The 20178-nt window shown below is 52.8% G+C and carries 18 protein-coding genes; 6 read left to right on the forward strand and 12 right to left on the reverse strand.

Annotated elements, in window-relative coordinates; genetic code table 11:
• Positions 1-274: 274 nt before the first annotated feature.
• Positions 275-907 carry a hypothetical protein gene (locus tag QOL41_RS02030; protein ID WP_283428441.1) on the reverse strand — a complete coding sequence of 211 codons (633 nt, stop codon included), beginning with the start codon at positions 905-907 and terminating at the stop codon, positions 275-277.
• A gap of 301 nt (positions 908-1208) precedes the next feature.
• On the opposite strand from QOL41_RS02030, the gene QOL41_RS02035 reads away from it, so the two are divergent.
• The 3 genes from QOL41_RS02035 to QOL41_RS02045 all read left to right on the forward strand — a co-directional run bounded on the left by QOL41_RS02035 (position 1209) and on the right by QOL41_RS02045 (position 5042).
• Entirely contained in the window at positions 1209-2846 is a 1638-nt protein-coding gene (locus QOL41_RS02035) for a fumarate hydratase (RefSeq protein WP_073318735.1), read from the forward strand.
• 135 nt (positions 2847-2981) lie between these two features.
• Positions 2982-3827 (forward strand): DUF4423 domain-containing protein, encoded by an 846-nt coding sequence (locus QOL41_RS02040; RefSeq protein WP_283428442.1) that lies wholly within the window; start codon positions 2982-2984, stop codon positions 3825-3827.
• A 3-nt stretch (positions 3828-3830) separates the two neighbouring features.
• Positions 3831-5042 carry a hypothetical protein gene (locus QOL41_RS02045; protein WP_283428443.1) on the forward strand — a complete coding sequence of 404 codons (1212 nt, stop codon included), beginning with the start codon at positions 3831-3833 and terminating at the stop codon, positions 5040-5042.
• On the opposite strand, the gene rnc is transcribed toward QOL41_RS02045, so the two are convergent.
• The 8 genes from rnc to QOL41_RS02085 form a co-directional block, all read right to left on the reverse strand.
• A complete protein-coding gene (gene rnc / locus QOL41_RS02050) occupies positions 5039-5857 on the reverse strand; it encodes a ribonuclease III (RefSeq protein WP_283428444.1) in 819 nt (272 codons plus the stop codon). The two genes, QOL41_RS02045 and rnc, sit on opposite strands and share 4 nt — an antisense overlap.
• A 74-nt stretch (positions 5858-5931) precedes the next feature.
• Positions 5932-6171 carry an acyl carrier protein gene (acpP, locus tag QOL41_RS02055; protein WP_072800986.1) on the reverse strand — a complete coding sequence of 80 codons (240 nt, stop codon included), beginning with the start codon at positions 6169-6171 and terminating at the stop codon, positions 5932-5934.
• 51 nt (positions 6172-6222) lie between these two features.
• The gene (gene fabG / locus QOL41_RS02060) at positions 6223-6963 is read right to left on the reverse strand and encodes a 3-oxoacyl-[acyl-carrier-protein] reductase (RefSeq protein WP_283428445.1); all 741 of its coding nucleotides are present in this window, start codon (positions 6961-6963) and stop codon (positions 6223-6225) included.
• Between the two features lie 28 nt (positions 6964-6991).
• Positions 6992-7912: an ACP S-malonyltransferase gene (gene fabD, locus QOL41_RS02065; RefSeq protein ID WP_173352523.1), complete on the reverse strand. Its 921-nt coding sequence runs from the start codon at positions 7910-7912 to the stop codon at positions 6992-6994.
• A gap of 323 nt (positions 7913-8235) precedes the next feature.
• Positions 8236-9219, reverse strand: a complete 984-nt coding sequence (gene plsX / locus QOL41_RS02070) for a phosphate acyltransferase PlsX (RefSeq protein WP_283428446.1) — start codon at positions 9217-9219, stop codon at positions 8236-8238.
• Positions 9220-9250: 31 nt separating this feature from the next.
• Positions 9251-9436: a 50S ribosomal protein L32 gene (gene rpmF / locus QOL41_RS02075; RefSeq protein WP_073056893.1), complete on the reverse strand. Its 186-nt coding sequence runs from the start codon at positions 9434-9436 to the stop codon at positions 9251-9253.
• A 2-nt stretch (positions 9437-9438) separates the two neighbouring features.
• Complete coding sequence (locus tag QOL41_RS02080) at positions 9439-9966, reverse strand: YceD family protein (RefSeq protein WP_283428447.1); 528 nt, start codon at positions 9964-9966, stop codon at positions 9439-9441.
• A gap of 70 nt (positions 9967-10036) precedes the next feature.
• Entirely contained in the window at positions 10037-11407 is a 1371-nt protein-coding gene (locus QOL41_RS02085) for an efflux RND transporter periplasmic adaptor subunit (RefSeq protein ID WP_283428448.1), read from the reverse strand.
• Positions 11408-11590: 183 nt separating this feature from the next.
• Here QOL41_RS02085 and QOL41_RS02090 point away from each other — a divergent pair, with 183 nt between their 5' ends.
• Both QOL41_RS02090 and QOL41_RS02095 read left to right on the forward strand, forming a co-directional pair.
• Positions 11591-12493 carry a cation diffusion facilitator family transporter gene (locus QOL41_RS02090; protein WP_283428449.1) on the forward strand — a complete coding sequence of 301 codons (903 nt, stop codon included), beginning with the start codon at positions 11591-11593 and terminating at the stop codon, positions 12491-12493.
• Between the two features lie 8 nt (positions 12494-12501).
• Positions 12502-13965 carry a M16 family metallopeptidase gene (locus QOL41_RS02095; protein WP_173653775.1) on the forward strand — a complete coding sequence of 488 codons (1464 nt, stop codon included), beginning with the start codon at positions 12502-12504 and terminating at the stop codon, positions 13963-13965.
• A 28-nt stretch (positions 13966-13993) separates the two neighbouring features.
• Here the strand turns inward: QOL41_RS02095 and QOL41_RS02100 are convergent, their stop codons facing one another.
• The 3 genes from QOL41_RS02100 to pelA all read right to left on the reverse strand — a co-directional run bounded on the left by QOL41_RS02100 (position 13994) and on the right by pelA (position 18994).
• A complete protein-coding gene (locus QOL41_RS02100) occupies positions 13994-14905 on the reverse strand; it encodes a hypothetical protein (RefSeq protein WP_283428450.1) in 912 nt (303 codons plus the stop codon).
• Positions 14906-15141: 236 nt separating this feature from the next.
• Complete coding sequence (locus QOL41_RS02105; RefSeq protein ID WP_283428451.1) at positions 15142-17262, reverse strand: pectinesterase family protein; 2121 nt, start codon at positions 17260-17262, stop codon at positions 15142-15144.
• Between the two features lies 1 nt (position 17263).
• On the reverse strand, positions 17264-18994 hold the full coding sequence (gene pelA, locus QOL41_RS02110) for a pectate lyase (protein ID WP_283428452.1): 1731 nt from the start codon (positions 18992-18994) through the stop codon (positions 17264-17266).
• A 362-nt stretch (positions 18995-19356) separates the two neighbouring features.
• On the opposite strand from pelA, the gene QOL41_RS02115 reads away from it, so the two are divergent.
• Positions 19357-20178, forward strand: a complete 822-nt coding sequence (locus tag QOL41_RS02115; RefSeq protein WP_283428453.1) for a TIGR02147 family protein — start codon at positions 19357-19359, stop codon at positions 20176-20178.

The following is a 20178-nucleotide window of genomic DNA, read 5'->3' on the forward strand; positions in this document are numbered from 1 at the left end:
CGGTCGCGTAAAAAACAGAAAATGTTCCCTTTTTGCTCTCAAAAAAGGCAGAAATCAATGATTTGGAACACGCTGTTTCGTATAAAAGTTTTTAGTAAGAAATACGCAAAACAAGGTTTACAATTGTTTACGTAAGTAAGGCTAGAAGCCAATGTGAAATGCGTGATGTGAAATGTTTAATCATTCATTTTTCATCTCACATTCCTAATAAAAAAAGGCCGACACCCATAGGCATCGACCTTCTTTTCCAAAGGATTTTGAATGAAACTTTAGATTAGTCCTTGCCGGTGAAGATAATCACGAGCACGGATGCCACGAAGGCGGCAGACACGATCAGGAATTCCCACGGGTTTTCCATGATAGAGGTCTTGGCAGAACCAGCAGAACTGTTTTCGAGAGCAGCCTGTTCTTCGGCCTTGGCCTTAGCAGCAGCTTCGGCGGCCTTCTTTTCTTCTTCGGCCTTGGCGAGAGCGGCGCTGTCGACAGGGGTTTCTTCAGCCTTGGCTTCGAGCACTTCGGTCTTGGCGGTGTCGGCCGGAGCGGCTTCGGCAGCTACGGCTTCAGCAGCCGGGGCAGCAGAGTCGGCCGGAGCGGCAGCAGCTTCAGCAGGAGCAGCTTCGGCGGCCTTTGCAGAATCAGCAGCGGGGGCAGCTTCAGCAGCAGGAGCGGCAGCGGCTTCAGCCTTCGGGGCTTCAGCAGGAGCAGCGGCAGCAGCTTCGGCCTTCGGAGCTTCGGCGGCCGGCTGAGCAGCAGGTGCGGCAGCGGCGGCAGGAGCAGCGGCTTCAGCCTTCGGGGCTTCGGCAGCCGGAGCAGCCTTAGCAGCCGGAGCGGCAGCCTTGGCAGCGGGAGCTGCAAAAACAACAGCAGAGGCAAGCATGGTTGCCAGCATAAGATTCTTGATCTTCATAGTGTTCCTCTTTGATTTAAAACTTTTTACATGCTAAAAAATAGCACAAATCACACCTTTTTGTCCAAGAATTTATAAAAAAAGTTCAAATTGTCGCCTTTTTTTGTACTTTCATCGGCATTTTGAGAAATTAATCACACTTAAATGGGCAAGACCGCTCTATTTGGTCAAACTTTTAGACGAGAGAACGGGCTTCGCCCTACAGACGAAAGGCGAAAGAAATTTTAAATTGAACTGCAAAAATAGAACTTAGAGCTTGAGCTCTACCAACTATTATCAACTAAACAACAGAGACACAATTATGGCATTCAAGTACGAAGCTACCGTGCAGCACGGTGAAGATACTACCGAATACGTAAACCTCGGCAAAGACGGCGTTTCCGTCGCCGAATTCGAAGGCAAGAAAATCCTCAAGGTTTCCAAGGAAGCTTTGACCAAGATTGCCCAGGCTGCTTTCGAAGAAGTTGAATTCTGCCTGCGTCCGGCCCACACGGCCAAGGTCGCCAAGATTCTCCAGGATCCGGAAGCTTCGGACAACGACAAGTTTGTCGCCCTCACCATGCTCAAGAACGCATGCGTTGCCGCCAAGGGCATTCTCCCCTTCTGCCAGGACACCGGTACGGCAATCTGTGTTGCCCACAAGGGCCAGCAGGTCTGGACTGGTTTTGACGACGCCGAAGCCATTTCGGAAGGCGTCTACAACGCTTACACCACCAAGAATCTTCGCTACAGCCAGATTGCTCCCTTGACCATGTACGAAGAAAAGAACACGGGTTGCAACCTCCCGGCTCAGATTGATATCCACGCCGAAGAAGGTGCCGAAATGAAGTTCTTGTTCGTCGCCAAGGGCGGTGGCTCTGCCAACAAGACTTACTACTGGCCTATGACCAAGGCGCTCCTCAACCCCAAGTCCTTGGAAAAGTTCCTCGCCGAAAAGGTGAAGACTCTCGGTACAGCCGCATGCCCTCCGTACCACCTCGCTATTGTGATTGGCGGTACCTCTGCCGAAATGAACACCCACATGGTGAAGCTCGCTAGCTGCGGCTACCTCGACGATATTCCGACCAGCGGTTCTGAAGGCGGCCGTATTTTCCGCGACCTCGAAATGGAAGAAAAGGTTCTCCACATTTGCCAGAAGACAGGCATTGGCGCCCAGTTCGGCGGCAAGTACCTGGTGCACGATGTTCGCGTGATTCGCGCTCCGCGTCATGCTGCAAGTTGCCCAGTTTCTATCGGCGTGAGCTGCTCTGCTGACCGTAACATCAAGGCCAAGATTGACGAAAACGGCCTCTGGCTCGAAAAGATGGAACACCATCCGGAAAACTACATCCCGGCAGGCAACGCTGTGAACCTCGCTCCGGCTGTTGAAATCGATCTCGACCGTCCGATGAAGGAAGTTCTCGCCGACCTCACCAAGTATCCGGTGAAGACGCGCCTCTCCCTCAAGGGCACGATGATTGTGGCTCGCGACATGGCCCACGCCAAGATTGCCGAAATCTTCGACAAGCAGGAACGCGGCGAAGAACTCACGGACGAAGAAAAGACCGTGCTCAAGGTTGTGTCTGACCACCCGATTTACTACGCTGGTCCGGCCAAGACTCCGGCAGGCATGCCCACGGGTAGCTTCGGCCCGACGACCGCAAACCGCATGGACCCGTACGTGATGCGCTTCCAGAGCAAGGGTGCTTCGATGATCATGGTCGCTAAGGGCAACCGCAGCCAGGACGTGACCGACGCTTGCAAGAAGTACGGTGGATTCTTCCTCGGCTCTATCGGCGGTCCGGCTGCCATCCTCGCTGAACAGAACATTCTGTCCAACGACATCGTGGCCTTCCCGGAACTCGGCATGGAAGCCATCCGCAAGATCACGATTAAGGACTTCCCCGCCTTCATCCTCGTAGATGACAAGGGCAACAACTTCTTCGAAGGCTTGATTTAGTCGGAAGTAAGAAGTAGACTGTAGACAGTAAAAATCCCGCCGATTTTCACCGGCGGGATTTTTCTATTGTATTTTTGTCAAAAACGAATCGCTCTTTTTTTGCTTTTTGGCCCGAGAAAAGGTTATTTTATGGGTATGCTCAACATTGACGAAATTAGCGATTACAGGGATTTGCTCAAGAATTATTATACCCAGCGCAAGCTGGATATGCCGCTGTATTCCTATAAAATGATGGGCCAAAAGCTCGGGCTCGACACGAGTCAGATTTTCCGAGTGCTGAACAAGGAACTGCACCTGCCGAACCGCAGCATTCCCTTGGCAAAAGACTTGCTCGACCTGAAGGGCCGCAAAGGCGAACTTTTCGAAATCCTGGTAGCCGCCTCCAAGACCAAGTCCCCCGCCAAAAAAGACAAACTTTATAAAATGGCGCTCGCCTTGCAAGATGTGGACTTGCGCAAGCTGAGTGCAAGCGAATACCTGTTCCTAAGCAAGTGGTGGATTCCCGTGGTGCGCGCCCTGATTGAAATGAACGGCGGGCATGCCGAAGTTTCGCACCTGGTCAAGCAGATTTCGCCGACGGTTTCCGAAGACCAAGTTCGCGAAGCCATAACCGTTTTGAAGGATTTAAAGCTCATTACGCCGCTTGCCTCGGAACGCTACGCCGCAACAACTGCTAACTTTACATCGGCAGGGTCAGCCACAAAGACCGCCGCCATCCGCAGCTACCAGAATCAACTTTTGGCGCTCGCGCAGAACTCCCTGATTGCAGTGGAACCTGCCAAGCGCAACATTTCTTCGCTGCTGGTGGGAGTCGATGAGGACTGCTTTGCCGACTTGAACGAAATGACTCTGGAGTTCAGGCGCCAGGTACAGCGTAGAGTGGCCGAGGTCAACAAGCCTACCCGCGCTATGCAATTTGTATTTGCGCTTTACCCGGTGGCTGACATTTCTAACGATCCACGAACCAAGAAAGAGGGGTAAAACATGAAACGACTGCTTTTGCTACTCGCGTGTTTCGCGCCCCTGGCCTTTTGGGCTTGCTCCGACAAAGAAGTCGCGGGCATTAGTACCGTTGAAACCGAGAACGCATTCTTGATTCAGATTGTCCGCGAAGATTCTTTACCCGCGGCACATGTGGTCGCCCGCATGCGCGCCGTAGACTTTGTCCGCGACATCGAAGACGATTCTTCCAAAGCTATTTTCTTCGAGGAATTCACGACCGATTCCTTGGGGCAAATCCGTATTGACAGCCTCGCCGTCGACGTCGCGACGATTGAAATTGTGGACGCCGGCGAAGGCCTGTTCACCAAGATTTCGGCCAAAGACATTCAAGAAGGCGACTCCGTACAGTACGCCCTCGAAAAAACAGGCAGTCTGCGCGGCAAGGTTTACTTGCCCGACAGCGTGGACTTCGCCTGGGTGCAAGTGTACGGCACCGATCGCCTGGTTAAAACCGACAGCGAAGGCTTTTACGAAATGGATTCGCTGCCGCCGTACGAATACGACATGCGCGTGATCATTGGCGACAGCGTTGTCGAACAGTCCACCAAAATCGATGCCGGCGAAGATGTTTCTGCAAACGTGCGCACCTTCGAGCCCGACTCGGTCAAGGTGCTGGATTTTGAATCGGCAAGTGCCCAATTCACAATCAAGGAACTCGGCATCAGCGAAACGGGCTACATGTCTTCTACCGACACAAGCGTCAAGACGACTCCCGAAGTCGAAATCATTCCCGAAACCCGCAAAGACCTCTCGGAATTCATTGTCGAAGCGGGCGCAGATCGCGAAGGGAACGCTATTTATTGGGAAACTTCGGCAGCCATGCGTGGTTCCTGGTCGTTCTACGGAATCTGGATTTGCAAGGAAGAATCGCCCTGCGACTTGTCCGCGACCGATTCTATCGTTTACTACGCTCGCGGCACAGGCGTCATCTCGATTATCCTGGAAACCTTGGGCGAATCAAACACAGAAGGCAAGACACTCGCCTACGACACGCTCAAGACCGACGAATGGCAGCGCCGAGTTATAAAGCCCGAAAACTTCAAGCCGCGCGACGACAAGTACGGAAACCTCGGCTGGGAAGTCATCAGTCAAGCCGTAACGACGATTTCAATCGCCGCCTACGACAGCACAGAATTCTGGATTGACGATGTCGTGTTCTACGGCATCAAGCCCAGCGATTTCATAGCCCGTTAGGGCAATCCGGCATGACGTTGTTTTTGCTTTTTAGGCTTGGGTTGTTCCGGGCCTTTTTCAGTTTCGGCCTTCGCAGCTTCGGCTAGCAGCATTTCGAGCGACACACGGGAAGCCTCCTGTTCGGCCTTCTTCTTGTTACCGCCCTGACCGCGACCATACACGCGACCGTCGACATGAACTTCGACCGTGAACACCTTCTGGTGTTCCGGACCCGATTCATCGACCACCACATATTCCGGCACCGTACGGAGTTTGCCCTGCAAATATTCCAGCAGTTCACTCTTGTGGTTGATGAAGTCTTCGGCAGAAATAATTTCCTGCACGCGCGGGAAGTGGAACTTATTCAGGATGGCGCGGACTTCTTCGAGTCCACCGTCCAGGTAAACAGCACCGAGAACAGCTTCGTAGGCGTCGGCCAAGATGCTTTCCTTACCGCGACCGCCGAGTTTTTCTTCGGCCTTGCCCACCTTCACGTATTCGCTCAGGCTCCATTCCTTGGACGACTGGGCGCAGGCATGTCCTGAAACGATGGCGCTCTTGCGCTTGGAAAGTTCACCTTCCGGATCGTCGGGATAAGTCTTGTAAAGGTATTCGGTGGTGAGCATGTTCAGCACGGAATCACCCAAAAATTCCAGGCGTTCGTTGTTGCTCACGTAGGGCAGGTCAGTACCTGTCAAGAATGAACGGTGCACCAGAGCGTGCGCCAAAAGTTCAGGATCCTTGAACCGGTACCCGAGCTTCGCCTCAAGCCCGCCATCGGACTTCTGGCGAAACCAGAGTTTCAGCACTTTATGAAGTAGATTTTGATTTTCCATTAATCACCTTAAAAAAGAAAGGGCAACCCATTCCGGGCCACCCAGTCTAGTTTCTTATCGAAAGAGGCTAATAATTAAGCCTTCTTAGCTTCGATGAAGGCAACCACGTCGGCAACCTTGGCAAACTTTTCAGCATCGGAATCGAGGATTTCGACTTCGAATTCGTCTTCGAGGGCCATCACGAGTTCCACGCGGTCGAGGGAGTCGGCACCGAGGTCGTTACCGAATTCGGATTCCGGCTTCACATCTTCAGCCTTAACGCCGAGCTTGTCAACGATAACAGCGGTGACCTTCTTGAAAATTTCTTCGTTCATTGTAATCTCCATTTGGATTGATTGTTTGAGTTCAAATTTAGTAAAAAAAGCTTAGGCGTTCAACCCACCATCGACGCCAAGAATCTGGCCGGTGATGTAGCAGGCGTCGTCCGATGCCAAAAATGCGACTGCATTGGCCACATCTTCGGGTTTTCCGATACGTCCGAGCGGAATCTGGGCAGCATACTTTTCCTTGGTAGCGTCATCCATGGCAGCGGTCATGTCGGTACCGATAAAGCCCGGGGCAATGGCGTTCACGGTAATACCGCGAGAGGCAAATTCCATGGCGTTAGAACGGGTCATACCGATAATGCCAGCCTTGGCAGCGGCATAGTTCGCCTGACCGGCCTGGCCGTGCAGGGCGTTAATGCTCGAAATGTTCACGACACGGCCGGTACGCTTGCCCATCATGGTGCGAGCGACAGCGCGAGTGCAAAGGAACACGGAACGCAGGTTGGTGGCAATCACGGCGTCGAAGTCTTCGTCCTTCATGCGCATCAACAGACCATCGCGGGTAATACCGGCGTTGTTCACCAAAATGTCAACCGTGCCCATGTCAGCAATGATCTGCTTGAACACGTTCTGCACCGTTTCAGAGTCGGACACGTTGCAAGCATAGCTCTTGACCTGCACCCCAAGTTCGGCGGAAAGTTTGGCGGCCAAATCTTCCTTGACCGAGGTGGAAAGGATGGCGACGTCAGCACCTTCGCTGGCGAGCTTGGTTGCAATGGCAAGACCGATACCGCGAGAAGCGCCGGTCACGATTGCCTTTTTACCAGTAAGTTTACCCATAGTAGTTACCTGTGGTTAGTTGTTAAAATTAGCCTTTCAGAGCCTGGAACGCTTCAATCGTTTCGACCGGAGTGACCTTCACATCGCGGCTGATCTTGCGCATCAGGCCCATGAGCACCTTGCCGGAACCCACTTCGACACCCTGCGTCACGCCTAAGGACATAGCCTTGTTCATGCAGTCATTCCAACGGACCGGAGATACCAGTTGCTTCACCAAAAGTTCGGCAAGTTCGGCACCCTTCGTGACAGGTTCTGCAATCACGTTAGCAATCACGGGCTTTTCGACATCGTTAAACTTGGTCTTTGCAATGGCTTCGGCAAGGCCAGCCTGAGCAAACTGCATGAGCGGGCTGTGGAAGGCGCCAGACACGGCGAGCGGGATGGCCTTGATACCGGCGGCACCGCAGTTTTCAACGAGTTTGTTCACGCCAGCGACCGCACCGGAAACTACGATCTGACCCGGGCAGTTGATGTTTGCCGGAACCACGGTACCAGCATCCTTCACGGCTTCGCAAAGTTCAAGAATCTTGGCTTCGTCCTGGCCCATGATAGCAGCCATGGCACCCGGATTCTTGGAACCGGCACTGGCCATGAGTTCACCACGGGTACGCACCAGGCGCAGACCTTCTTCAAAGCTGAAACCGCCGGCGGCGTAAATAGCGGAGTATTCACCGAGGGAGTGACCGGCCACATAGTCAAAAGCAAAGCCTTCGGACTTGAGAAGTTCCATGACCATAGCGGACACGGTAAAGAGGGCCGGCTGCGTGTTATCGGTGCTCTTCAAAACATCTTCGGGACCTTCGGCCATGAGCTTGGAAAGCGAGAAGCCGAGAATTTCGTCGGCCTGCTGCATGAGTTTCTTGGCCGGTTCAAAAGTAGAAGCGAGCGTCTGGCCCATGCCCACATACTGGGCACCCTGGCCGGGGAAAAGCAAAATCGTCTTAGACATTATAGATAAACCTCTGCGGCTAGACCGCATTTTATTGTTTCGCGCTACAATTTAGAAAATAAGGGCAAGCGTCATTGAATCACTAGCCCCTGTATACAAGAAATTGTAAATATATGTTTTTTAGCACATTTTCATAATAAGCGAATTAATGAAAAATCTGTCTAAAAAAGGAGATCCCGTCCCCGTTCCGAGGATCATATCCCCTAAGCAGCAAAGCTGCAAGTGGCTATTGTCATCTACGTGCGGGAAGACAATCTAATGAAAAAAGAACCCCGAGTTATCGGGGTCCCTGAAACCTGGTTTCAATAAGCTAATTATCGAGCTTACTTTGCTTCGGAGGGTTCATCCTTGATAGCGAGCAGGCGTTCGTTGACGTTCTTCGAGACACCCTTTTCGGCGTACTTGGCAGCCACTTCCACAGCCTTTTCGATAGCGAGAGCATCGGAACGACCGTGAGCGATAATGCCGGTACCGTTCAGGCCGAGCAGCAAGGCGCCACCCGTCATGCGGTAGTCCCACATTTCGTCGAAACGACGACCATTCGGGGTATCGATGACACCGAACATCTTCTTGTGCAGTTCGTAGAAGCCTTCGAGCATCTTCAGAACAACGTTGCCTGTAAAGCCAGAGGTCACCACCACGTCAGCAACACCTTCGATAAGCGTTTCGCCTTCGATGTTACCAATGAAGTTCACCGGGGCGGACTTCAGCAACTGGTGAGCTTCCTGCAGCACAGCCGGGCCCTTGTGTTCTTCTTCGCCCATATTGAGGAGGCCAACCTTCGGCTTTTCATAACCGAAGTAGGTCTCGGCGAAAGCGGAACCTGCAATGGCGAAATCCACCAAGGTAGCGGCGCGTTCGTCGACGTTAGCACCGGCATCGACCAAGATGATCGGACGGTCAGCGGTCGGAATCACGCAGCCGATAGGCGGACGGCTGAATTTGTCTGTAGTACGACCAAGAAGCATAAGGCAGCTGGCCATCATGGCGCCAGAGTTACCGGCACTCACGGAGGCATCTACCATGCCCTTCTTCTGCAAGGCAACGCAAGTCACCAAGCCGGAATGGGGCTTCTTCTTGAGGACTTCGACAGGATGTTCGTCCATGGCCACAGGATCCGGTGCATCGACCACGGAAATGCCTTTGCCAGCATAGCCAAGCTTTTCGAGCTTAGCCTTGACCTCGGCCTCCGGTCCGCACAGAACCACATGCAGGTTTTCGTTCTTGTTGACGGCGTTAACCGCACCTTCAATTACTACGTCTGGGGCGAAATCGCCACCGAGAGCATCAAGAGCAACTTTTACCATGGACATCTCCTTACAACAGTAGAACCGTTAATTATTCGGCATCCTTCATGTTGATCACTTCGACACCATTGTAGTAGCCGCAAACCGGGCACACGCGGTGCGGGCGCTTCACGGAACCGCAATGATCGCAGGTAGCCATAGCGGGCACTTCCATCTTCCAGTGGGTGCGGCGCTTGTCACGACGGGCGGTCGAGGTTTTTCTTTTAGGTACTGCCATTTTTAACTCCTATTTTCCATTTTGCTCTTAAGAGCCTTGAGTTTTTCCCAACGGGGGTCCATGGGTTTTTCGCCCGATTCGCCACCGTCGGCTTGATTGTTTGTTACAAAGATAAAATCTTCGTCAGGATTTTTCACGGGTGCGACTGGTTCTTGCAATATAACCAGCTGTCGGACGCACTCGGAAACATCTACGAAGCTCTGCCCCTGGGGAATCTGGTAGGCAAAAACGTCAACATCGTCTTCGTCCAGTTCCTGTTGAGCCACCTGGGTACGCGTCACCTCGATCACGACTTCGGTCGTAAAGGGGCGGTCGAACGGCTCCAGGGTGCGGGAGCAGGTCAGAGTTTGCACTCCGGAGATAGAACCAGTCACAAGGCACTTGCTTTCGCCTTCGGGGCTTACCAACACCTCGGCTACCAGGTCGCCCTTGAGGTGCAGTTCGTCGAAGATCTCGGGGGCATCGGAGCGGGACCAGACCACCCGGCGGTCTTCGGAATCAACAAGTTTTTGTGCGATATCTAATCTCAAAGTAGCCCAAATTTAGTAAAAACCGCGATACAAGTCAATGTTTGACGAATTTCGCGGTTAAAGTTTGCGTTTACTTTTTCTTTTTGCCGGGGGGACCGGGCATGAAGGGGCTGCTGGCAGCGGACTTTTCCTTGGTGGTGCCGAGGGTTTCTTGGCTTACGACCACGGAGTCTCCTACGGAGAGGCCCTTGAGAATCTGGATGTTCACGCCGTCACTAATGCCGGTCTTGACGGGGCGCGGGGCGGCCTTGCCGTCAATGCTGACCCAGACCATGCTGCCGGAGGGCTTCTTCGCGCCGCTACGCTTCTTGAATACGCCCTTGCCGCCCTTGCCGCCACCCGGCGGGCCGAATCCGCCGGGACCGCCCGGGGGCGGGCCGCCTGCGCCCATGTCGGGCGGCGGAGGCGGGAAGTCTCCCTTCGCAAATGCGCTGTCGCCTGCGAGCGAGTCGCGGCCCATGCGCGGCGGGCGCGGCATGTCCTTCGGGTCTGCCATCGGGGTCCCGTCTGCGGGAGTAAACTTGAGTGCCTTCACGGGAATCGCGATGGCGTCCTTCACCTCTTGCGTCACGATGGTGCAGGTCGCCGTCATGCCGGGCAAGAGCTTCTGTTCCGGGTTTTCGGCGGTAATCACGACGGTGTAAGTCACCACGTTGCTCGTGGTCGTCGGATTCAGGCGGACTTCTTGCACCGAGCCGTTGAAAGTTTCGTTCTGGAAAGCGTCTACGGTGAATGTAACGCGCTGGCCTTGCTTCACCTGACCGATGTCCGCTTCGTCTACGGCGGCCATCACCTTCATCTGGCTCAAGTCCTTGGCGATTACGAACAAAGTAGGAGTACTCATGGAGGCGGCCACCGTCTGGCCGACTTCTACCGCACGCTTTAAAACCACGCCGTCGATGGGGCTCTTGATGGTGGCGTAGCTCAAGTTGAGACGAGCCTGGTTGACTTCGTTCTGGCTGCGTTCTACGGAGAGCTTTGCCGAATTCATGTTGTATTCGGCAGTTTCCAGTTCCACAGCACTCGCAGAATGACTTTCGGAAAGTTTCTTGACGCGATTGTAGGTCGATTCCTTATACTTATAGTCGGTTTCGGCACTGCGGAAGGCGATTTCGGCCTGCGTGAGCGTGGCCTTGAGCTTGGACTTGTCGAGTTCGGCAATCACCTGGCCTTTTTTGACCTTGGAATTGAAGTCGACGTTGATTTTGGCGATGTCACCCGACACCTGCGTACCGACTTCCACCTGGTCGACGGGTTCCAGCGTACCGGTTGCCGAAATGGTGGTCGAAATCGTGGTCTGCACCACCTTGGTGCTTACGAGCGGGCCTGCGGCATTTTCGACCTTTGCGTCAAAAAAGAAAGTTTTCACCCCAAACCCGATACCCGCCAATACGGCAAGCACCACGATAAATTTTATGATGAATTTGAGCAATCGTTTCATACAACAGACCCAAAAATAAAAAGTATTACCGACGTTTTCGAAAATTTAGATGCGCAAGAACGACAAAAGGTTGCCTATTCGCAAGAGTTTATTCCCAATTTTTTATATTATGCTCAAGATCCTTCGACTACGCCCTACAGGCTACGCTCAGGATGACACATCCGCCATTCTTTCGTCTAGATTATGACTCGTATTGCAAAAAAAGATGACAGTTCCGAGGTCCGCCGCGTTACGTGGGTGGGACTTGGCTGGAACGTGGTCTTGTCGGTAGGCAAGTTTTTTGCGGGTTATTTTGGCGGGTCTCAGGCACTTATTGCCGACGCCATTCACAGCGCGTCTGATTTTATTACGGATATTGCGATTATCGTCGGGTCACGTTTTTGGAATTCGCCGCCTGATGCAGAGCACCCGTATGGGCATAGGCGTTTCGAGACTCTGATTTCGGTCGGAATCGGGCTTGCGGTTTGCGCCGTGGGTCTCGGGCTAGGCTATAATGCGGTCGTGGCACTCAAAAATGGCGAGCAGTCGCACCCCGAATGGATTGCCGCGATTATGGCAGCCGTTTCGATTATCGTGAAAGAAGCTCTTTTCCGCTACACGCGGGCAAAGGGTCGCGCGATCCGCAGCGAAGCCGTCGAGGCAAACGCTTGGCACCACCGGAGCGACGCCTATAGTTCTATTCCTGTTTTGGTCGCGGTCTTGTTCGGGATTCTTTGTCCGACGCTCTGGTTCGCAGACTCCGTAGGCGCAATTATCGTTTCTGTTTTCATTCTGCATTCGGGCTTTGAGATTGCATGGCCGGGAATCCACCGCGTGGCCGATGAAGGCGCAAGCGCCGAAGTGGCACAAAAGTTAAAAGATGTCGCACTCGCCTGTCCGAATGTGATTAGCATTCACGGGTTCCGCACGCGTTACGTAGGGAGCGATTTGCATGTAGATTTGCATGTGGTCGTCCCCGCCGACATGACGCTCTTGGCAGCACACGATTTAGCCGAAGAAGTAGAACGCCGTATTATTGAAGCGGGCGAAAACGTGGTCGATGCGCTTGTGCACATTGACCCCTATGATGAAAGGAAAGTGAAATGAGAAGTTTCATGAAAAAAGTTTCAGGTGCAGTAGCTTGTATCGCAGGAGCATTGATGTTCGCGGCTCCGGCACAGGCCCAAGTCAATCTGACTGTACACAAGGAAGTTTTGCCCAACGGGCTCACGGTGCTTTTGCACCCGAACAAGCAGGCCCCTACAGTAAGTTGCCGCCTGTTTTACGTAACGGGCTCCGTGCACGAAGTTCCGGGAAAGTCGGGACTCGCCCACATTCTGGAACATGAACTTTTCAAGGGCACAAAGAAAGTCGGCATTACCGACAGCATTGCCGACGCCAAGTTTATGGCGACACAAGATAGCCTGCAGGCCTTGATCCGCCCGGCGATTTTGGCAGGTGACACCGCTAAGGTGAACAAGCTCACTGCCGAACATGATTCCGTGGTTAACGAGCACCGCAAGATTTTTGTGAAGGACGAACTTTGGAGCGCTTACCAAGCCGCCGGAGGCACAGGCTTGAACGCCTTTACTAGCGATCTCATGACCGCCTACATCGTGACTCTCCCGAAAAACAAGATTGAACTTTTCATGTGGCTCGAAGCAGACCGTATGCAGAACGCCGTACTGCGCGAGTTCTATTCCGAACGCATGGTCGTGCGCGAAGAACGCCGCATGCGCTACGACGACAAGCCGACCGGCCGATTCATCGAGACGCTCAACTCCATGATTTACGAGGCATTCCCGTACCGCGTGCCGACTATCGGCTGGCCGAGCGACATCATGAACCTCACGCGTGAAATGGCCGACGAACATTACCGCAAGTATTACAAGCCGCGCAATGCGATTCTGGTACTTGCAGGCGACCTCGACACGACCGCGACGATGGAAATGGTCAAGAAGTATTTTGGTCCGATTCCGACCGGCGAAGCATTCCCGCCGCTCACGATTCGCGATCCCGAACAAGCCGGCGAAAAGCGCCTGACTGTTACGCGCCCCGATGCTCCGAATATGTTTGCGTTGACCTTCAAGACTCCTGAAGTCGGCGACAGCATTCTTTACCCGCTCGACATTGCCGAGGGCGTTTTGAATGGCCGTTCCGGCAGACTTTACAAGCGCCTGGTGCAAGAAGAAAAACTTGCCGTGAGCGTGAGTGCAAGCAATAGCCCGAACAAGTACATTTCGGAATTCGGCGTCACCGTGAACATGCGCCCGGATGCCGACCCCGCGAAGGTCGAAAAAATCGTGTGGGAAGAACTTGAAAAACTCAAGACCGAACCTGTGACCGAACGCGACTTCCAGAAGGTCAAGAACCGCGCCTACGCGGGGCTCGTCCGCAGCCTGACTGACATGGAAAATGTAGCGACCATGCTTGCCTGGTATGAAATGTTCGGCGATTACCGCATCTTCTTGAATTGGGCGGATCAGCTCAATAAAGTTTCCGCCGCAGATGTTCAAGCCGCCGCACAGAAGACTTTCGTGAAAGAAAAGTCTGTCGCAGGTTTTTTGCTAAAGAAATAAAAAATGCCGGATCTCGTCCGGCAAAACTTTACTTCGCGAACTTCGCAATTTCAAGCCCGATTTCACGGGCTTTTTGCGGATTTTCGTTGTAGATAGCGTCAATTTTCTGACAGCCCAGTTCAAGCAGCTTGCGAGCCATCGACGAATCGCGTTTTTCGCGCAAGTCGCGGAGCGCAAGGTCAATCAGCTTGACATCGGCCTGAACCGGATAGCCCTTCATGAATTCGTAGAACAGCTTGATTTGCTCGTTGTACTGTTCTTCGGTTTCGAGCGCAAGCAAGAACGGTATCACGCGCGTATTCAGGAGCTTGCCCAAATCACCCATGAAGGTATTCAGAGTCACACCCTTCGGGAAAAGTTCCTCGGAATCTTTCTGCAGGTCATCGGTGTCCACGAATTCGCCAGTTTCCAACTGCGAAAGCGCATCGTTCAAGAAATCCATTTCTTTTTTGCGGGCCTGTTCGCGGAAACGCGCCTGATAATAAATCGGGAGCGTCGTGAGGCAAAAGTGAGCCTGCCCCGCGCCAATAAATTCACCGATGTAATAGATGTCGGCGTCTTCGGCGAGAATGTCCTCTTCGCGGGTAAAGTTACCAATCTTCGCCGGAATCGGGATGACTTCCATGCTCGAAAGTTCGTGCAGGCGTTCGCGCATCGATTCGACATCCATATCAGGCGGAAGGTCCACGCCGTCGGCTTGCATCGATTCTAGCATGTCGTTGATTTTATCATCGACAGCACGGTCAAGAGCCTTCTTGCTAGGTAAGCGCGGCGAGAACATGCGGAAATCGCCTTCGAGCGCCAAGAGACCGTTCTTAATCATGTCATCGAACGGAGTGCCGCTATCCCGTTCATCGGGGTTCGGCAAAATCTTGGCGTAGGCAATCATGCGCCCGCACAGGTTATCGTCGTTTCCTTTTTTCTGCTCAATACCTAACATACGAGTGTGAATATAGAAAGATGTGCAATGTGTGATGTGGAATGTGAGATGTGACAAATGCAAAAAGCGAGCGCCGCGGTCAAGTTTACTTGAACATGGCCGAGCTTAGCATTTGGTACTTGAGCGTAGCGAAAGTACAAATGTGAGTTTTATAAAAAAGGGGCAAGTCTGCCCCTCGTTCACACTTCGTTGTTCACTACCCCATCGAACGGGGCTCCGCCCCGTAACGCCCCATTTTATTTCACGCGGATGATTTGCTGGCGGAGCAAGGAGCCGTCGCCGCGCTGCAGCAAGTACATGCCCGGCGCCAGATTTTCGGTGCTTACGCTTGGCCCCACGGATTCACGAATCAGTTGTCCCGTCAAGGTAAACAGGCGAGCGCGAGTGGTCGGAATGAGCTGTTGGCTCGGCGTAGCAAGCCCGCGAATCGCGGTCTTTTCATCCGCCTTAATCAGTTTCAGTTCCACCTGATCCAGATTCGGGCCATCGTTACCGCCTATGGTCGCAAACGTCATATAGCCTGCGCCCTCGGCGAGTTTCGCCTTGAACGAAAGCGTTTCCCAAGTCGTCCAATTCGTAGTTGCCGCAAAGGATAGCGACTCGGCACTCTTGCAGCCGTCAATGCCGGCGGTGCACACGCCCGGGGCTGCCGCCGCCAGGCTGCGTGCATTGCCGCTACCGTTGGCGTAGCGCACAACAACTTCATACTCGCCCGCGACTTCAGCGTATACGGGCACTTGAATCATGCTCAAGTCGCCGGCTGCAAAGTTCACGAAGGCGGTTCCGTTAAAGCCCGCATTGTTGCTTTCGGCTGCGGCGTTCGTAATGATTCCGTCTTCCGCCTGGAACACGGTCGTTCCCTTGGCGGTAAAACTCGGAATGAGTTCGATATCGCCTGCCGCAACGATTTCAACCGCAGCCTTGCTCGCATCAATCCGGCTTGCGCTCTTGCCGCCCCAGCCCGCGAATTCCCAGCCCGCATTCGGGACTGCGGTAAAGGTCGCCGTCTTGCCCTCGGCCACTTTGTCGCCGCTGAGGTTTGTCGTCACCTTGCCACCGATAGCATTGCCAAGCGTTACCTTGTAGTAAGTCACATTCGCTTCGACTGTTGCGACTTCGTTGGAATACGCGCCGAGGCCACCCATACTATTGGCCGCGCGCACCGTAATCTTGGAGCCCGTGGCAACGCCTTCAAGCGAGAAACTCGGCGTAATCACGTTCGCCTTGTACTTGCCATTCACAAAGATGACCCAGGCACGAGCGTTATCGTCGTCGGCCCATACGATTTCGGCACCGTCCTGTTCGATTTTCGGAGCGTTCACCTGAGCAGTCAACTTGGTCGGATCCCAGTTGTCGCTACCCTTGAGCACGTTCGAAAGCGTGTACTTGGCGGCATCGCTTGCATTCCACACCGTCTTGAGCGTCGCGGTAGAGCCATCTTTGCTGCCGTCAAAGTAGGTTCGACGTTTGCTCGTGTTCACCGCGTTCCCGTTGCCGTCTTTGCTGTTGTATTCGCCAAAGACCTTGGGCGCCGAATTCATGTTCTTTTGCCAGCCTTCGGCTGTGGGCTGCGCAATCATCTTGGTGTTCAAGAAAACTGTTCTTGCAGTTCCCCACGAACGCCCCAAGTAGAACGTGCCGTTAAAGCTGCTGTTCGTCACGGTGATTGTCGTGTTGTTGAACACGTAACCCCAATCGGTATTGTTCTGCGAGGCGGTAATGTAGCCGCCGCTACGGCGCATCACTAGGTTCGTTCCTTCAAAGAACACATCGCCGTCACCGCAAATAAAGTCGACCGTACCTTCAATCTGTCCGTTTTCCCAATAGCTGCGGCCCTTCTTGTTGTTGTTCAGCTTGGTGTAATAGGTATCCTGCGTACTCAGGAGCTTTACGTTCTTGTATACAAGCTTGTCGCCCACAGTCATGAGCGCGTCGTGGCGGCAGGCGCTGCCGCAGTTGGCTTCATTCCCGTAGTTTGCCTTGTTGTAAAGCGTAATGTCTTGCATGTACACGCTGTTTGCGCTCACCTTGAGAGTCGCGGTCACGCTAATGCCTTCGTTAATGGACTTGTTGTAAAGAACCGTCTTGTCGGCGCTCTGGCCCACAAGCGAAGTATTCGACGCCGTGAAAGTCGTCATCTGGTTGCTGTCGCCGGTAAGGCTTCCGATGTTGTATTCGCCATCGGGGAAGAAGATAACGAAATGGTTCGATTCGCTCGCGCCCGAAGACGCAGCCTTGCTCATGGCCGCCTTAAAGTCGCCATCGACTCCAACCACGAAATCAATCTTCTTTTTTTCGACTGCGGAAACGGAGACTGCCAAGCCCAAAGCAGCACAAAGAATAGCCCTATTCAACATATTACCTCGCTCCGTTCACGCGGAAGATTTTGCCGTTTTTACGCTGCAGATAAACGCCAGCACTTGCACCACCCACGCGACCAAAATCTACGTAGTAGCGGTCCGTTGCCATTCCAGCCGGAAGCACCATGCGCGAGCCTATCGCGGTTTTGCCCGATTCACCTAAATCAACTTTGCCGGCATACAGGTCTGCACTCATCCAGCCGAGGTAATCGATGTTTGCCATGCCGTCTTTCGAGGTGCTTGTGAATTTGAGTTCGCTGTAGCCCGTATCCAGTTCGATTTCTACCGACAGCGTTTTCCAAGAGGTCCAGGCACTGGTCGATTCCATACTGCCGTCGGCCAAGAGCGTCTTATCGCCCACACTGATGCTGTAACCGCGAGCGGAGCCGCCGCCATTTGCAAAACTGATGTACAGCGTGTATTCGCCCGCCTTCGCAGCGGTCACGCCGTAAGTTACGTAGCTACCCGTTTCATTATCCACATTAGCATAGCCCTCACCGACAAAGCCCGTGTTGGTCGCTTCTTTAGCGCCCTTGATGTCTACAAAGTTCACGCCATCGATGGATGCTTTGCAGGTATCGCTCCCGCAAAGTACTGCCGGCGGCGGAGGCGGAACGTAGGTGCCAGACATCTTTTCAAGCGCTTCCAAATAAGCGGTTTCCGTCGAGAGAAGCGCACTGCCGTAGTCGCCCGCCCACTGATAACCCGTGCGGCGTTCTTCGCTAATTTTGGTAAAGTCCTGCGTCTTGGTGCTAGCCCCGTCGCGGTCGCAGAAGAAATAGTTGTCGTTGTTCACTTCGTAAAAGCGATACCACAGCACGTTTCCATCGCGCTTGTCAAATGTACCCGCTTTCTTGTTAAAGTAAAGCCCCGTAACCTTAGTCTTCTTATACCAGGCAATAGCCCCCTTAACCGCCTTCTGGATCGCTTCGGTCTGTTCGGGCCAATTCATCAGGAACCACACAACGCCGGCAGATTCGCTCCCCGACTTAGATTCCAGTTCATAGGCGCGGGCCGGGCGCGGTGTATAATTTGCGGTATCATGCTGGGCGCACCAAACCGTCAAATTTCCATTGTTCACAATCTGCGCCTTGAGCAAGTATTGAATTGCCTTGTCGAGTGCAGACTTCATCTTGCTGCGTGTCGCATCGTCAATGATATCGGAATCAAAAGGCGAAGTCTTGTTAGCGATATCCATCATAGTGACCATAGCGCGCACCATGGCATTGTCGTTGAGCGTCACGTGGTCGCTGTAGTTACCGCGCTTGGGCCACACCTGCGGAAGCCCGCCCGTGGAGCGCTGCATGGTGAGAATAAAGTTCAGAGCCTTGTTAAAGCTTGTCTTAAAAGCAGCCTTGTAGTTGGAATTCGTTGTCTCCTTATACCGGAGAGCCAATAAACGCATTTCTTGGATGGTTGCATTGTTGTCGATAGTGCCTAAGTCGCCGCCATCTTTAGCTCGCCATTCCGACTTCTGCCCACCGGAATAGGCACTCTTGTACTTGTCGGCCATGGCCTTGTAAAAACCGCCGTTGCTAATTTGCCACGTGGTCATGTTGTAGACATACTGGTCTATATCCATGCCAGAAGCAGCACTCGTAAGCTCCGAATAGCCGCGGTAGCTGTTAACCCTCGAAACCGCCGTCGAAGGGGGAACGTAATCTGCCTGGGCCGCCACAAAAGACGCCCCGACCAAAAGACAAACGGTATTAAAATTCCAAACACTCATACCCCCAATCTATATTATTTAAGGGATAAGCGGTAATCCAGCAAGCTTATTTTTAGTCCACATTTCCGCAAAAATCAAGGTTTTCGGCACAAAGAATGATAAAAATTTACAGAAATTGTAGTCAACAGTTATCCATAAGCAAAAAAAACTCGTAGACATAGATTATCATAGCCCCAAAAGAAGGAAGCAAGTGGTCACAAAAACAGCGGACGCTGGAACAGCTCACTATACAATACGTATCGTATCATAGAATCATAAAAATTTTATAAAATCACAAAAAATATCGAATTTTATCAAAATTTTCAATGTTTGTATAATAGAAAAGTATTGCACGGGTCAAATTTTAAATCTAATTTATAGGCATGAAACCAATCACTGAATATCAAGATTATCGAAAGTACATGCGCGATTACTACGAAGAACGTAAGCGCAGTTCTTTATTCTCTTGGCGTGAATTTTCCCGACTGGCGGGATTCACCTCACCCAACTACCTCCAGCTTGTTTGCGAAGGGAAAAGTAGAGTCAGCAAGAACGGAATCAATGGCGTTGCCGACGCCATGGAACTTGTCGGCGCCGACCGCGACTACTTTTGCGCCATGGTGCATTTCGGGGACGCCAAAAACGACGAAAAGAAAATGCAGGCCTTCAACGAAATGCAAAAAATCGCGAAGGAAAACCGCCTGCGCGTTGTAGACGGCGAAGCATTCAAGTATTTTGAATCATGGGTAAATCCCGTGGTGCGCGAACTCGCTCCGATTATGCCCGGAGCAAAACCGCTGGAACTTGCGCGCCAATGCTACCCCGTTGTAAGCGCCGCCGATGTCCGCTACGCATTGGACTTTATGCTTCACGCCGGTTTTCTGAAAAAAATCGGCGAAGACACTTACGAACAGACCGAAAAAGTGGTCACGGGCTCTTCAGAAGCGATTCCCCTAGCGCTCCGTTCCATGAATCGACAAATGTCCAAGTTCGCAACTTCCGCCATTGACGATGTTCCACCCGAAAGTCGCCATATTACAGGCGTTACGCTCGGCATGTCCGAAAACACGTACCAGTGGCTAGTGCAAAAGCTTGAAGCGCTAAGGCAGCAAGTGGTCGCCATGGCCGCCAAAGAAAAAGAATACGACAAGGTTTATCGACTGAATTTACAATTGTTCCCGCTGACCAAGAGGAAGGAGGCTTAA

The organism is Fibrobacter sp. UWB10, from assembly GCF_900182935.1.
Classification (GTDB): Bacteria; Fibrobacterota; Fibrobacteria; order Fibrobacterales; family Fibrobacteraceae; genus Fibrobacter; species Fibrobacter succinogenes_O.